11 protein-coding genes are annotated in these 15,712 nt (G+C 56.0%); 4 read left to right on the top strand and 7 right to left on the bottom strand.

What is annotated here, in order from left to right; genetic code table 11:
• The first annotated feature begins 2 nt into the window (after positions 1-2).
• From preA to ABSG47_RS00765, 4 genes are read left to right on the top strand one after another with little or no spacing between them, the layout of a single operon-like run.
• Positions 3-1,385 (top strand): NAD-dependent dihydropyrimidine dehydrogenase subunit PreA, encoded by a 1,383-nt coding sequence (gene preA, locus ABSG47_RS00780; protein WP_424165086.1) that lies wholly within the window; start codon positions 3-5, stop codon positions 1,383-1,385.
• 25 nt (positions 1,386-1,410) lie between these two features.
• Positions 1,411-2,811 (top strand): dihydropyrimidinase, encoded by a 1,401-nt coding sequence (hydA, locus tag ABSG47_RS00775; protein WP_424165083.1) that lies wholly within the window; start codon positions 1,411-1,413, stop codon positions 2,809-2,811.
• Entirely contained in the window at positions 2,801-4,054 is a 1,254-nt protein-coding gene (locus ABSG47_RS00770; protein WP_424165081.1) for a Zn-dependent hydrolase, read from the top strand. Before hydA ends, ABSG47_RS00770 begins: the two co-directional genes overlap by 11 nt.
• A 4-nt stretch (positions 4,055-4,058) precedes the next feature.
• A complete protein-coding gene (locus tag ABSG47_RS00765) occupies positions 4,059-5,570 on the top strand; it encodes a CoA-acylating methylmalonate-semialdehyde dehydrogenase (RefSeq protein WP_424165078.1) in 1,512 nt (503 codons plus the stop codon).
• Here ABSG47_RS00765 and ABSG47_RS00760 read toward each other — a convergent pair.
• The 7 genes from ABSG47_RS00760 to ABSG47_RS00730 all read right to left on the bottom strand — a co-directional run bounded on the left by ABSG47_RS00760 (position 5,509) and on the right by ABSG47_RS00730 (position 15,067).
• Positions 5,509-5,811 (bottom strand): cytosine permease, encoded by a 303-nt coding sequence (locus tag ABSG47_RS00760; protein ID WP_424165076.1) that lies wholly within the window; start codon positions 5,809-5,811, stop codon positions 5,509-5,511. The two genes, ABSG47_RS00765 and ABSG47_RS00760, sit on opposite strands and share 62 nt — an antisense overlap.
• 235 nt (positions 5,812-6,046) lie before the next feature.
• A complete protein-coding gene (locus tag ABSG47_RS00755) occupies positions 6,047-6,823 on the bottom strand; it encodes an SCO family protein (RefSeq protein ID WP_424165074.1) in 777 nt (258 codons plus the stop codon).
• 67 nt (positions 6,824-6,890) lie between these two features.
• Complete coding sequence (locus ABSG47_RS00750) at positions 6,891-7,196, bottom strand: ASPIC/UnbV domain-containing protein (RefSeq protein WP_424165119.1); 306 nt, start codon at positions 7,194-7,196, stop codon at positions 6,891-6,893.
• Between the two features lie 253 nt (positions 7,197-7,449).
• Complete coding sequence (locus tag ABSG47_RS00745) at positions 7,450-8,601, bottom strand: twin-arginine translocation signal domain-containing protein (RefSeq protein ID WP_424165072.1); 1,152 nt, start codon at positions 8,599-8,601, stop codon at positions 7,450-7,452.
• A 445-nt stretch (positions 8,602-9,046) separates the two neighbouring features.
• Positions 9,047-11,353 (bottom strand): beta-glucosidase BglX, encoded by a 2,307-nt coding sequence (gene bglX / locus ABSG47_RS00740; RefSeq protein WP_424165070.1) that lies wholly within the window; start codon positions 11,351-11,353, stop codon positions 9,047-9,049.
• A 142-nt stretch (positions 11,354-11,495) separates the two neighbouring features.
• On the bottom strand, positions 11,496-12,644 hold the full coding sequence (locus ABSG47_RS00735) for an acyltransferase family protein (protein WP_424165068.1): 1,149 nt from the start codon (positions 12,642-12,644) through the stop codon (positions 11,496-11,498).
• Between the two features lie 209 nt (positions 12,645-12,853).
• The gene (locus tag ABSG47_RS00730; RefSeq protein ID WP_424165066.1) at positions 12,854-15,067 is read right to left on the bottom strand and encodes a beta-glucosidase; all 2,214 of its coding nucleotides are present in this window, start codon (positions 15,065-15,067) and stop codon (positions 12,854-12,856) included.
• Between the last annotated feature and the right edge of the window lie 645 nt (positions 15,068-15,712).

The raw sequence follows: 15,712 nt of genomic DNA, 5'->3' as shown, positions 1-15,712 counted from the left end.
CTATGGCAGATCTGAAGATCGACTTTGCTGGGATCAAATCGCCGAATCCGTTCTGGCTGGCGTCAGCTCCGCCGGCCAACTCGGGGGCGCAGATTCATCGAGCGTTTGAAGCGGGATGGGGCGGCGCGGTGTGGAAGACGATTGGCGCGCCGGTGCTGAATGTTTCGAATCGCTATGGCGCGTGGCGGCAGGGCCGGCGGATGATGGCGATCAATAATGTGGAGCTGATTTCGGACAGGCCGATTGAGGTGAATCTGCGGGAGATTGCCGAGGTGAAGCGCGCGTGGCCGGACAGGGCTGTGATTGTTTCGGCAATGGTGGAGTCGAAGCCGGAAGCTTGGCGTGAGATTGTGCGAAAGATTGAGGACACAGGCGCAGATGGGATTGAGCTGAACTATGGCTGCCCGCATGGAATGAGTGAGCGGGGGATGGGTTCGGCGGTGGGACAGGTGCCGGAGTACTGCGAGCAGATTACGCGCTGGGTGATGGAGACGGCGAAGATTCCGGTGATTGTGAAGCTGACGCCGAATATCACGAACATTGTGATGCCGGCGCGGGCGGCGGTTGCGGCGAAGGCGAATGCGCTATCGCTGATCAATACGCTGAATTCGATTGTGGGCGTAGATCTGGAGACGCTGGAGTTGACGCCGAATATTGGCGGCAAGGGCGGACATGGCGGCTATGCGGGGCAGGCGGTGAAGCCGATTGCGTTGAATATGCTGGCCGCGCTGGGTACGGATGAGGTTGTGAGTGGGTCTCGGCTGCCTATCAGTGGTATGGGCGGAATTACGACGTGGGAGGATGCGGCGCAGTTTCTGCTGCTTGGGGCGAGCAGCTTGCAGGTGTGCACTGCTGTTATGCATTACGGTTATCGGATTGTTGAAGATCTGTGCGACGGGCTCTCAAACTGGATGGATGAAAAGGGCTTTGCGAACGTGGCGGATGTGGTGGGCAAGAGCCTGCATCGGGTTTCGGAGTTCAAGAACTTTGATTTGTCGTTTCGTGCGGTGGCGCGGATTGATGAAGCGAAGTGCGTGAAATGCAACCTTTGTTATGTGGCCTGCAACGATACTGCACATCAGTGCATCGACCTGATTGCGGCGGATGGAGGCCTGGTGCAGCCGTATGCGTATGATGTGCGCGCGAATGGCAAGGAGGAGGCGATTGAGACGCGTCCGCAGCCAATAGTTCGCGAGGAAGATTGCGTGGGGTGCAGGCTCTGCTATAACGTTTGCCCGGTGGAGGATTGCATCGAGATGGTGGAGCTGCCTTCAGGCCGCGAGACTGTGACCTGGCAAGAGCTGACTGAGAAGCAGACTGAGGTTACGGAAGACTGGGATGCGATGAAGGAGTACCGCGAGCGGGTGGGAATAGAGATTCATTAGGGACGAAGGACGAGGGACGAGATTGATGACGTTGTTAATCAAGGGCGGCGAGATTATTACGGCGAAAGAGCGGAAACGCGCTGACGTTCTTATAGAGGGTGAGCGGATTGCAGCGATTGGAACGGATTTGGCGGCGCCGCTGGATGCGGAAGTGATTGATGCTACGGGCAAGCTGGTATTTCCTGGGTTTATCGATCCGCATGTGCATATTCATCTGCCGTTTATGGCGACGTTTGCGAAGGACACGCATGCGACAGCGAGCCGTGCTGCGCTGGTGGGTGGGACGACGGCCTATATCGAGATGGTTTGCCCTTCGCGGGGCGAGGATGCGCTGGCAGGATATGAGCTTTGGAAGCAGAAGGCCGAGGGGAACAGCGCGTGCGATTATGCCTTCCACATGGCGGTGACGCGGTGGAATGAGAAAACTGAAGCACAACTGCGTGAGATTGTGCGCGATGGGACGGCGAGCTTCAAGATATTTCTCTCGTACAAGGATTTCTTCGGTGTAACAGACGAGGAGATGTTTCATACGTTGAAGCTAGCGGCGGAGCTTGGCGTAATCACTACGGCTCATTGCGAGAACGCTGAGTTGGTTGGCCAGTTGCAGCAGGAACTGCTGGCCGCGGGCAAGATAGGTCCGGAGTGGCATGAGCCTTCGCGTCCGGAGTTTGTTGAGGCTGAGGGGACGACGCGCTTTGCGACATTTTTGGAGGCTACGGGCGCGGCGGGGTATGTGGTGCATCTCTCCTGCAGGCCGGCGCTGGAGGCTGCGCTTGCTGCCAAGGCGCGCAGAGTGCGCTTGTGGATAGAGTCAGTGCTGCCGCACTTTCTGCTTGATAAAACATACTCGGAACGTGAAGGCGTGGAGGGCATGAAGTACGTGATGTCGCCGCCGCTGAGGAACAAGAAGAATCATCCCGCGCTGTGGCATTCACTTGAGGCTGGATCGATTGATACGGTGGGCACGGATCATTGCCCTTTCGATGTTGAGCAGAAGGCACTGGGCGCGGATGCGTTTACGCAGATTCCGAATGGGATTCCTGGGCTTGAGGATCGCGTGAACCTGATGTGGACATACGGGGTGAAGCGTGGGCGGCTGAGCGAGCGGCGCTTTGTGGAGGCGCTGAGCACGCAGCCTGCGAAGCTGTTCGGGCTGTATCCGCGCAAGGGTGCGATTGACGTGGGCGCGGATGCGGACATTGTTGTTTACGATCCGGAGTATCGCGGAACGATCTCTGCTACGACGCAACTGACGAACAACGACTACAACGGATTTGAAGGATGGAAGATTGAAGGGCGGCCCGCAGTGGTGACTGTCCGTGGCAAGGTGCAGGTACTGGATGGGAAGTTTGTGGGCGAACAGGGGCGCGGGCAAATGTTGAAACGCAAACCGCAGTATTTTCGGAGTGATGAACATGGCAGTTAATGCTGAACTGGCTATCGAACTGTTGAAAGATTTGCGGGCGCTGACTGCAGATGAGAACGGGGCGCAGCGCGTGGCGTGGGCGCCAATGTGGTTGAAGGCGCGCGAGTGGTTTCAAATATGGCTGCACAAGCTGCCGGTGAAGCTTCATGTGGATGCGGCGGGCAATAGCTGGACTACGTTGAAGGGTGCATCAGAGAAGACGCTAATCCTGGGAAGCCATCTTGATTCCGTTCCGAATGGTGGATGGCTGGATGGCGCGCTGGGTGTGTTGAGCGCTTATGTGGTGCTGAAGCGGATTGCTGAAGAGTATGACGGCAAGCCGCCTGTTACTGTGCGGCTAGTGGATTGGGCCGATGAGGAAGGCGCGCGATTTGGGCGGAGTTTGTTTGGCTCGTCGGCATTTGCGGGAACGCAGACGATTGAAGCAGACCGCGGTCGCACGGATGCGAATGGAGTGCGACTGGAAGATGCGCTCGCGGAATGCGGCGTGAAGATCGAAGCGATTGGCGAGGCACAGAGCGAGCGCGAGAATGCGGCGGCATATTTAGAGCTGCATATTGAACAGGGGCCGGTGCTGGAGAAGATGGGATTGCCGCTTGGCGTGGTGCTGGGGACCAAGGGTGTGGAGCGGCATGCGATTGCGTTTCATGGGCAGGAGGCGCATTCGGGTTCGACACCGATGACGGCGCGGCGCGATGCGCTGGCCGCGGCTGCGAAGCTGGCGCTGGAGATTCGGCCGATTGCGATGAGGCACGCGGATGCGGTATGCACGATGGGGAGCGTGAAGACGTTTCCGGGGATAGTAACGGCGGTCGTGGGGCGGTGCGAGACAACGCTGGACCAACGCGACCTGGATGCGGGCGTGCTGGCGAGTATGTATGCAGAGGCGCAGGCGAAGAGCAAACAGTTTGCCGAAGAAGAAGGCTGTACGGTGGAGTGGTCGCGGATATGGAATATCGCGCCGGCGCCGTTTGATCCAGAGTTGATTGCATTGGCTGAAGATGCGGTGCGTGAGACGGCGGGTACCGCGTATAAGCTGCCGAGTGGGCCGCTGCATGATGCGGCAGAGGTTTCACGAGCGGGAATTCCGACGGTGATGCTGTTTGTGCAATCGCTGAATGGAATCAGCCACAACAAGATCGAAGATACGCGTGAGGAAGATTTGAAGTTGGCGGTAGAGGCGCTGGATAAACTGGCGTCGAAGACGATGGATTGGATTCTGACTCGCGCAGAAGGCAGGTGAGGTTATGGCGACAACGACTACGGCAGTGACGACGGTGAATCATTGGATTGGCGGGGAGCATGTTGCGTCGAAATCTGGGCGCAACGGCGTAGTGCATAATCCCGCGACGGGTGAGGTGATTGCGGAGGTGGGCTTTGCTTCGGCGGAAGAAGTGGACCGCGCGGTTGCCACGGCGAAGGCTGCGTTTGTGGAGTGGCGCGCGACACCGCTGTCTCGGCGGACTGAGGTGATGTTCCGCTTTCGTGAGCTGATTGTGAAGAATCGCGCCCAGATTGCGGAGATTTTGACGCGCGAGAATGGCAAGACTACCGCGGATGCGTTGGGTGAAGTGTCGCGCGGGTTAGAGAATGTCGAGTTTGCTTGCGGGATTCCGAATCTGCTGAAGGGCGGTTACACAGAGCAGGCGAGCAAGGGTGTGGATGTGTACCAGATTCGGCAGCCGCTGGGTGTGGTGGCGGGGATTACGCCGTTTAATTTTCCGGCAATGGTGCCGCTGTGGATGATTGCAAATGCGATTGCGTGTGGGAATGCGTTTGTGCTGAAGCCGTCAGAGAAGGTTCCGGGTGCGAGTGTGCTGATTGCGGAGCTTGCGAAAGAGGCGGGCGTGCCGGATGGCGTGCTGAACCTTGTGCAGGGCGATAAGGTGGCTGTGGACCGGCTGCTGGAGCATCCGGATGTGAAGGCGGTAAGCTTTGTTGGCTCGACGCCGGTGGCTAAGCAGATTTACGAGACGGCGACGCGGAATGGCAAGCGCGTGCAGGCGCTGGGTGGGGCGAAGAACCACATGGTGGTGCTGCCGGATGCGGAGTTGGCAATGGCTGCGGATGCGGCGGTGTCGGCGGCGTATGGCGCGGCGGGCGAGCGGTGCATGGCGATCTCAGTTGTGGTTGCTGTGGGCGATGTTGCCGATCCGCTGATTGATGCGATACGAGAGCGCATTGCGCGAATCAAGGTTGGGCCGGGGAGTGAGCCGGGAATCGAAATGGGGCCGCTGATTACGCGGGAGCATCGGGATCGTGTGGCGGGATTTTTAGACAAGGCTGCTGGTGAAGGCGCGACTGTAGTGGTGGATGGGCGCATGGATGGTGCGGCTTCGAGTGAGGGATTCTTTCTTGCGCCGTCTCTTGTGGATCATGTGAAGCCGGGAACGGCTTGCTATGACCATGAGATTTTTGGGCCGGTGCTGAGCGTGGTGAGAGTGGGCACGTATGCCGAAGCGCTCAAGTTGGTGAATGAGAATCCGTATGGCAACGGGACGGCAATTTTTACACAGAATGGTGGCGCGGCGCGGCAGTTTCAGTTTGATGCGGAAGTGGGAATGGTGGGCGTGAATGTGCCAATTCCTGTGCCGGTGGCGTATTACAGCTTTGGCGGATGGAAGTCTTCGCTGTTTGGCGATCTGCATATATATGGGCCGGAGGGCGTGCAGTTTTATACGCGCGCGAAGGTAGTGACTAGCCGCTGGCCTGATCCGGGGGTGAGCAAGGTGGATCTGGGGTTTCCGCAGGTGCGATGAAGCCGATGAGAGCTACGACGACTCCGAGGACGAGAGCGATGAGATTGCCGAGGAGGACTGTGCCGACCGCCTGCTTCCAATCCATACCTTTGGCGATGAGCGATGAGGCGAGCTGGTAGGTGGTGATTTCCATGGACATGGAGAACCAGAGGGCGATGTAGTTGCATGTGCTCCAAGTGCGGGCTTCCAGTTGTGTGGGGCGAAGGTCCGGGTTCGACAACGTGGGGTCGATTGGGCTCACTCGTTTTCCTATTTCTTAGCAGTATGCACTGGAAGCTTGATTTGCCAAAGGAGAATTGCACGCGGCGGGATGGTCATTCATTTCTTCAAGCGGCGGGCTGGCTACGTAGATTTATTGAGGCATTCCAGTGGACGCTGCTTGTTACGAGCGATGCAAAACCGTTTCCACCATGTCTCCGAGCTGTCCAGCGGTGAACTGATTCCCTTCCAGGTTTGCCGCCAGCTTTCCGTCACGATCAATCACCACCGTGTGGAAGGAGTGCGTTAGAAACGCCTTCACTGCTCCAGAAGTTCATACCAAACAGTTCAGCCACGTTTTGCACGTCTTGAATGGTTCCGGTGAGAAAGTGCCATGCTGCGGGATCGGCCTTCCATGTGCCTGCATAGCGCTCCAGAGCTTTGCCGCGATCCTGATCGGGATCGATCACGATGGTGATGAGGATCAAATCTTTTCCGGCAAGCGTGCGAAAACGCCGTTCCAACCGAGACAGATTATTCGACAAGCGGAAGCAGTAGCTCGGGTTCGGACAGCGCGAATAGGTAAAGATGAGGGCCACCACTTTCCCTTTGAATTGCGCGAGACGGGTGGTCTGCTCCGTCTGATCGATAAGAGCGAAGTCAGGAACCGGCTTGCCTACAGCCACGACTTTTGCCGCCGCATTTGGATCCAGTGTTTTACGCAGGAGGGTCAGGCGGCCAGCTTCCATGGGCTCGGCTTCAAAGTTGGTGACATGCACTACCTGCAGATGCTCTGCGTAGGCCTCATTTTGTGCCTCCACCATGTTGAAGCGGACTGTTGCTCCTGGCGCGAAGGTTTTGAGATCTTCCGAACCACGCACGGTAAATGGCATGGTCATCGCTTCCATGTAGCCTGGAATTGCATCGCATGAGACTACGATTCGACGCTCTGCCGGATTTACTTCGAGGAGAATGCCCTGCGCAGAATGATGCTCGGCGGCCCAGGCATGAGCGCCTGCGAGCATTAATACGCCGGCAAGAAGTCTGTTCCGCATATACTTCAGACCCTCAATCAACTGCATCGAAACCGTTCCAGAAGAACTTACCATGAAACGCGGTTGCTCACTTAGAGCTTTGCGACATTGACGCGGCAGCGGGCGCGCTTTCACGCAAACGGAAGGGTTTACGCTGCAACGGCGTGTAACTGGGTGTGAACTCTTTGATTTCGATGAATTGATTCTTTGCGACATTGGTGAAATGCTGCCGCGTGTTGGAGGCAGGCCACCAGATGTCGAGCGTCACTGTGCTTGCATTGGGGCCAAGGCCGATATGCTGCTCCATTGGATTGGCACCAAATGAACTCGACTGCCCTACCGTTCGATACATCGATCGCGGCGGCTGGTTCCCGTCTTGAACGGTGACATGGATTTACGCACCCAAGACTTCACGATTGCTTTGTACGCCAACCAGGCGCGCCTGGTTTCGGGATAAAACGGTATGCAATCGCTTTGCCATTAGCTGGGAGTTTATTGGATCGGGTGGAATGATGCCTCCAGCTTTTGGTTGATCCCAAAAAATATCGATTAAAGAGCCTCAGCCTGCCGGCGAGTAATTTTGTCCCGGAAACAGATTGGGGATCTTGCGCATGCGCAAGATCCCCAACCGAAATCAACAACCAGGGTTAGAAGCGAATCGCAGCGTCGGCCTCATAAGCGAGCTGCTGCAATGTAGCCAGGAACTGCCTGCTCTGACCGGTGAACAATCCATCGGCGGTGAGGCTTGCAACCGCAGCCGTTGCGCCCGCAAACCTATCAGTCAGTGGACGAATGACCGACACCTTGGGAAGCCGGGAGTCGATGAATTCGCAAGCGACTGGAAAGATCAGGCTGGGCTGAACGACACTGGGCGGCTGCAGTGGCGGGTTGGTGAAGAAATTGGGAAACGACAGGCCGGATATGCTGTCCGTAAACGGCGCCACAGTCGCCTGCACGCCGTTGCCCGCGAAATCAACCCACTCCAGGAAGTGAGCGATCTCGTCTCCACCAATGCCCAGGGTAATCATAAGCACCTCTGGATCCGTCACTTTCTGGCTCATGGCTGCATAGAGACTTGTGCCGCCCGCCTCGATCATTCCAAAGTGAAAGGCGGCTGAATTGGCAATCGCCTGGATATGGTCGTTGCTGCCGGGTACGGGAAAGTTGGGGTTGGCCGTACCCATGAAATCGTTATTGTTTCTGGGAATCGTGGTTACATCGTTCAGCGTGATTGCTTGAGAAAAGGTAGCGCCCAAATCCGGGTTGGTCGTGCTGCGATAGCGAACGAACCAACTGGTGTCGACATTGAGGTGCATGAGGTTCGTGAGCCGCGGCTTGCCCGACGATCCTGTAGCGGTGCTTCCCTTCAAGGTCTCAAACTGGGTGAAGTTAACCGGCTCCGCTCCGCGGGACTCGAGATAGGCATTGATGAAGTTGGCGTGGCTTATTTCATCATTCGTGTTGCTCGTAATGTATTGTGGGCCATCAGTATCGAGATTTGACAATGCGCTCTGGTAAGGATTCAGCGACTCAGTCGGATCTAATTCAATCGGCTGGTTGTTGCCGATGCCACCCAGCTCTGCATATTGTGTCCAAAGGTCAGATTCGATCAGTTCTGCGGCTGCCAGAAACCGGAGGATGGCGGCATCGCCCGGATTGAGTCTGCCGCGTTCCTGTGCCGAGGATTTGCTTGCTAACAACCCGACGCCCACTGCAGCTGCGCCTCCTGTCAGTAGACCGGTCTTCATAAAAGAACGACGGTCGACTGAACGCGTTGTGGTGCTCACCGATTTTTTCATGGTTTACCTGCTGCCTCGCTGGATTTCAAACTGGCCTTCTCTTCAGAAGCCTCAACCACCATAGGCCCGGCAAAACAGCAAAGTTGTCACGAAGAAGTCAGAAGATTGTCACTGCGGGGAGCTATCAATCGATACCATTGAGCGTGTCTATCAAGAGCGGCGAGACGGGATCAAGACGATCCAGAGCGTTCCATGTATTGCTCCATGCAGTGGGGCTTCAAGCCAGCCTTCTGCCAGACGCGATGCGCGGCTACGGCACGCAGGGAAAGACGACACAGCGCAATAATTTTTTGAGCATACGAAATGTCATTCCTTTAATTCTTCTTATGAGCGCCCGAAAGGTGAGGCTTAGCGCGGATCGGTTCATCAAAGAACTTCACCTGATGTGGACAACATCGCCGCAGAGCCCGGGGCCACTGCCCAGGCTCCGCAGCGCGCTTGAGTTTTATTGAGTAGTTGTGAATTCCGCGTGGAGGCTTGCCGTTGAATCCTCTCCGGCCCACACGTCAAACTCGGTTGGCTCCACAACCCAGCCTTTCGATTGGGGATTCCAATAATGGAGTTGATCCGTTCCTAAACGAAATTTGAGAGTTTTGGTTTCACCTGGCTGAAGCGCAATGCGCTCAAAGCCCTTGAGTTCGCGGACAGGCCGAGAGGCCGAGCCGTAGCGCTGATGAATATACATCTGAGCTACGGCATCACCGGACACAGACCCAGTGTTTGTGACGTCCACGCTGACTTCATTCGTGTCGCTGACACTCATGCTGTTCTTGCTGAGTCTCAGGTTGGCGAATTTGAATGTGGAATAGCTGAGACCATAGCCAAAGGGATAGAGGGGCTTGGAGGCGATGTCCCAGTAGCGTGATTTGAAACCAGGACGATCTTCGGGATCATGCGTCAGATTATGGTTGTAATAAAGGGGCTCCGCACCCGCCTCACGCGGCCAACTCACGGGCAGCTTTCCACCTGGGTTCACATCTCCAAAGAGCACATCCGCAACGGCGTTGCCACCCTCGGTTCCCGGATACCAGGCTTCGAGGATCGCGGGGACATGCTCGGATGCCCAGCCGATGTCAAGCGGACGTCCATTTTCAAGGACGAGCACAACGGGTTTGCCCGTGGCAACCACGGCTTCCAGCATCTGCTCCTGAATACCCGGCAGGTCGAGCGTAGCTCGCGATGCAGCTTCACCGCTCATATTGGCCATCTCGCCTAAGACAGCCACGACCACATCGGCATCTTCAACTGCAGCCTTAGCTTTTGCAATCCAGTCGGCTGTCTCTTGCGGAGTAGGCGGTGGAATCGGTTTGCTGCCTGTCACCTGGTCCAACATACCGAGGTACACCTTGGATGGTTGAGCGCCTGTGACCAGCGTGACTTGCGCATCAGAGGCAAGCTTGTTCTTGATTCCGTTGAGGACGGTAACCGGATGGCTCTTGGAGCCATTTCCGAACAGGCCTTCCACTGTCCATCCACCCTCAACGTCGCGGGCAGCGTCGGCCAACGGGCCAATTACAGCGACCTTCTTTATCCCCTTGGACAGTGGAAGCACACGCCCCTCATTGCGAAGCAGCACCATGGACCGCCCCGCCAACTTGCGTTCCAAGGCGAGACCTTCCGGCCTGTTCAGGACGCTGTCGACCTTCAACTCATCGACGTAGGGATGGTTGAAAAGCCCAAGATCATATTTGGCTTCGAGAATCGGCAGTACCATCTGGTCAATGTAGGCCTCGCTGACCTTGCCCTCTTTCACCACTTTCAGGAGATTGTGCGTGTAAGTCAGACTCGCCATATCCATGTTCAAGCCCGCGCTAATGGCCTTGTAGGCCGCATCCTCCCCGTCACGCGCGTAGCCATGTGTCACAAGACTTCCTACAGCAAAAGCGTCGGAAAGCACGATGCCCTGGAAGCCCCATTCCTTGCGCAACACGTCGGTCAGGAGCCAATGATTTCCGCTTGCGGGCACATCGTTCAAGTCCATGTATGCACTCATAAAGCCACCTGCTCCGGCCTCAACCGCTGCATGAAAGGGCTTCAGGTAAACATTCTGCAGCAGCTCTTCCGGAACATACGACGAGTCATAGTCACGTCCGCCATCCGCCGCGCCATAACCTGCAAAATGCTTCACGCATACCAGCACACTGTCCGGTCCGATCTTCGTTCCTTGAAATCCACGAACCTGCGCCTGCGCCATCGCAGAGCCGAGGACTGGATCTTCTCCAGCACCTTCCACGATGCGTCCCCATCTAGCATCCCGCGCTATGTCAACCATTGGCGTGAATGTCCATTCAATGCCCGCAGCACGCGCATCCTGCGCAGCGAGATGCTGTGCCTGCTCCTCGACCGAGGGATCCCAGGAGGACGCCATCGCCAGCGGGACGGGAAATACAGTGCGGTATCCGTGGATCACGTCGAAGCCAAAGAGAATGGGAATATGCAGGCGGGATTTTTCCACTGCGATGCGCTGCAGACGATTAATCTCCTTCACATCCATCTGCCAGAGAATCGAGCCTACGCCACCTCTCTCGATCAGATCATCCGGCTTCTCTGTTGCGAGACCAGGTATCACCAGTCCAGACGACTCATTGAGCTGGCCTAATTTCTCATCCAGCGTCATCTGTTTCAGCAGAGCCTCGGCCTGCTGCTTCGCCCCGGTGCTGAACGGGCTGGTTTGCGCTTTCGCTACAAGGCAGCTACCTATCGAAAATAACGCCCCAAGCAGGGCAATTGCACAACATCTCTTCGATACCATCTTTTCTGTCCTCCCAAATCGAATCGATTCCTATGTCTCTGAGTGCATCGTGAAGAAAGTCATAAGTACCGAAATTGCCCCGCAAGGCATACAAGCCTTTCGATCACCCTCATCATGGAACCATAGACCACTCGGCGGGTGGTTATACGATTGCCCGCTTGATGCCGTAACGGCGCGTGAGCCAAGCGCGAACAGGCTCATCGAAATACTTCAGTGCAAGCCATGCAACGGTGATTGCGAGTGGCAGCACCACGAAGATCCAGGCGAGCAGTACGAGCTTGCCCGGATGTCTGGTCCCCGCGAAGTTTGAAATGACATATACGAACGGAATGTGGGTAATGTAGAGAGGGTACGAGAGCCTACCGCTGAGCTTGCAAAGCCGCATCATGCCAGCGCCGGCTTTCGAGTGCGCGCCACAAAGAATAATGAGAGGAAAGATAAAGAGCACGCACGCCACGTCGTAGAGCCCATTGAGAGAAAAGCCGTTCACGCTGGGAAATTTGGGCATCTGGAAGACCACGATAAGAACTATCGAGAGAACCAGAAGCCCAATCTTTGGATGGCGAATCCGAGATTGAATGCGATACAGCCAAAGCCCCATGACAAAGGAGACCGTCAACCGCAGAGGAGCCATCCATATCTCTGTATATCCCCAGCCTCCATCGAGCGAGCCTCTCACATTTGCAACCCAGATGAGAAGCAGTCCCGATACCGCGAAAATGATTCCCAGGGTAACGGCACGGAGCCGGCGAAGAATCAGGGCGTATGCGATGTTTCCCAAATACTCCTGCATAAGTGACCATGCTGGTCCATTGAGTGCCTGAGTTTCGTTGTGCCGTCCCCCGACCGGCGGTGAAGGCAACAGCAGCAGCGAGGTCAGGTAGGCCAGCAGAAGCATCGGAGCGGGAGTGTGATTGATTGCCTTGCCGAAAGGATCGAAGATATAGCCCAGAAGACCCAGAGTCGCACCCAGGAGCACGAGGGGATGAAGCCGGATGAGCCGGATGCGAAAGAATTGGGGGATCGACATCCGAGTCCAACGGTCATCATACGCATACGCTACGACAAAGCCGGATAGCCCGAAGAAGAAATCGACTGCCAGGTATGCGTGGCGCACCAGGCTCAGCGCATTGTCCCAGCCAAACGAATAGTTGAACAGGTGGAAGATGACAATGAGAAATGCCGCGCTTCCTCTCAGGCCATCGAGCACCTCGAAATGTTCTTTGCCGCTGCTTGTTCTATCCACTCGAACTGCATCCTTGGTCAGATCCAAATCTGATGTGTTGCTCACTTGAACGGCTCCTTATTCCTGGGCTGATATCCGGCTGATTTTCCTGGGCACCTTAGAGGCGATGTGGAGGTCAATTGTGCCGCTGACCTGACCCATCACGGGCGAGATCAGAAACAGAACGGTACATGTCAACAACGCCAATCTACGGAATGGATGCATGGCAAATCTCTCCGGTTAATAACAGAATGCCGGGTTCCGGGACGTGAACCTTACTGCACCCGAAGGCTTGCTTTCAAGGGAGTGTTATCCGAGGAAGATCCAACGACAACCTCGTATTCGCCCGCCGCGAAGTTCCACGCGTTTGTCGAATCGTCGAAAGTCTGCAATACCCGAGGATCAATTGGAACCGTGATACTTTGCGACTCGCCGGGTGCGAGTGTAACCCGCTTCCATCCGACCAGGCGTTTGAAGTGCTCGTCCGACCCTTCAGGGAGCGTTGCGTACACTTGCGCGATCTCTGTGCCTGCGCGCCTGCCACTATTCTTGACGGTGAAACGGGCAGCCTTCGCGGAAGAATCAACGGTTAAGCCAGAGTATGTATAGGACGTATACGACAGGCCAAATCCGAAGGGAAACAACGGCTGCTTGTGTTGAGCCTCGTACCATTTGTAGCCGACTTCCGGGCCTTCATCGTAGTGCACGGCATAGCTGGAAACGCGCGTGCCGGAGTTCACAGAATCGTTTCCCTGCCCTTCAGCGTCAGCCGGGAGAGTCGGAATAACAGGGCGCGGAAGGTCCGACTCACTTTTGGGGAATGTCATGGCAAGCTTGCCGGATGGATTGACGTCGCCCACGAGCACGTTTGCCAACGCTTTGTGTCCCGCACTGCCTGCATACCAAGCCTCAACGACACCGGCAACCTTGTCGATCCATGGCATGGTGACTGCGGTACCGGTTTCAAGCACAACGATAGTCCGGGGGTTCGCAGTTGCTACCTGCTCGATCAGCGCATCCTGGTTGTCGGGAAGCGAGAGGTTAGGCAGGTCCATGCCTTCGGATAGCCACTGGTATGCAAAGACGATTACGAGATCGGAGTTTCTGGCAAGATTCGCCGCCTGCTGTACATCTGTTCCGGAATCAAAGTTGATCTTTGTATTCGGCAACTTTGTTTGCAGTGCTTTTAGTGGAGAGGTCGGAAACCAGATATGATCCTGCCAGTGCGTTGCGCCTTTGCCGGGAGCCATGATGGCATTTCCTGCCGGTGGATCTACTTGTGCCGAACCGCCTCCGGAAAGCATTCCGACATCCGCATGACCTCCGATGATCGCAATGCTGTGAACCCGAGACGGATCGATCGGCAATACTGCCTGATTGCTCTTCAGCAGAACAATGCTCTTTTCTTCAATATGCTGCGCAACCTCAAGTCCTCGTTCGACGTCAACGACACCCATCTCAGGAGGATTGTCGACTATTCCAGAGAGGAACTCCGCATATAGGACTCTGCGCGCATGGTCATCGATCTCCGAAAGGGGTACTTTCCCTGCTTCCACCGCCGCTTTCAGCTTTGGTCCAAAATAGTCGGCCATTGGCTGCTCCTGATCGAGTCCCGCCGCGGATGCCTTTTCCGTGCTGTGCGTCCCGCCCCAATCTGAAATGACAAAGCCTCTATAGCCCCACTCCTTTTTGAGCACATCCTTGAGGGTGTACGAGTTTTCGCAGCCATAGTCTCCATTGATTCGGTTGTACGAGCACATCACTGCCCCTGGGCTGCCGATCGACAACGCTATATGAAATGCCAGCAGATCGGACTCCTGCATCGCCCGTTTCGAGATGATGGAATTCACAACGAAACGTCCGGTCTCCTGATCGTTCACCGCATAGTGCTTGATGTCGCCAACGACATGCTGGGCTTGCTCGCACTTCATCATGTTTCCGACAACCGTGCCGGCAAGGAGCGGATCCTCGCCGGCATATTCGAAGGTACGTCCGTTTCTCGGTTCGCGAGTGAGGTTCAGTCCGCCTCCCAGGGTCATATCGAATCCTTGTGCCCGGAGTTCGCCGCCAATCACTTGGCCAAATGCACAAGCAGACTCCAGATCCCAGCTAGAAGCTGCACCGAGATTGGAAGGCATAGCGGTCGAATACCGCCCGCTCGCGCCACTCGACCGTACTCCGTAACCCGCATCTGAAATGATCAGAGGCGGGATACCGAGTCGATCGATTCCTTCAACGTAGCCCGCGCCCCCGTTTGTGAGATGGGTCAGTGGCATGGTCCATTGCGGTTCATGCGCCATTCCATTTCCGTGCACCAAGGACAGTTTTTCGTCGAGCGTAAGTTGCTTGAGCACCAATTCGGCTCGTTCTTCAGGGGAAAGTTTCGCGTTCATCCAAGGCCGCTCTGTTTGCTGGGCGGCAAGGCAGTGGGCGCCGAAGAAGAGTGCAATGGCTGCGAGAGTTATGGGAAGACGCTTGCGAATCTGCATATTTCTCCTGGCGCGCCCTCAGTATGCCGTGGCTCTTGTCAAAGAATGAGCTGGTAACTAGAAAAGGGTGCGAGCAATTGCAGAATCAAACGGTTGGCGCGGACCAGAGAAGCCTCAACGGGTATGGAGTGCTGGACTACTGCTTAAATAGCCTTGAATCTATAAGATGAGGATGTAAGAGCGGCACTGATCGAGGATGTATCATACGAGTCTCCCGGCAGCATCCCTGGCTTCAGCCGCGCTATCTCGCTCTACGCGGCGTCCCGATCAAGATGAATGTGTGATCTGTCGTGTGAAAATCCTGCAGGTAGGTAACCCCGTTATCGACAAAGGTTGTGATGCCGGATTTTGAGTGCTTTACCTCAACCATTCGGGCAGCGAGAGTGATTGGATCCCGCCTGTTCACTTGAATGGTTAGCTGGACTTGCGTTCCGGCCGGGTCTGTCCAGGTCATTCTGCAGGGCCCTTGCGGTATTTGAATATCACCGACGCGTACATCCGTCGGGAGGAAGAACCCCTCCGAATTCTTTGCAGCAAGCATCGGCAATGAAAAACAGGTAGCCAACACGACCAACCCCAAAGTGTATTTCACGAGAGTTCCCTCCGGCGCGTGACGAAACCTGCGAAGTACTCGCAGGTTGTACC

This window comes from Occallatibacter sp., assembly GCF_049510455.1.
Taxonomy (GTDB): Bacteria; Acidobacteriota; Terriglobia; order Terriglobales; family Acidobacteriaceae; genus Telmatobacter.
This window is presented reverse-complemented; position numbering and strand designations above follow the sequence as displayed.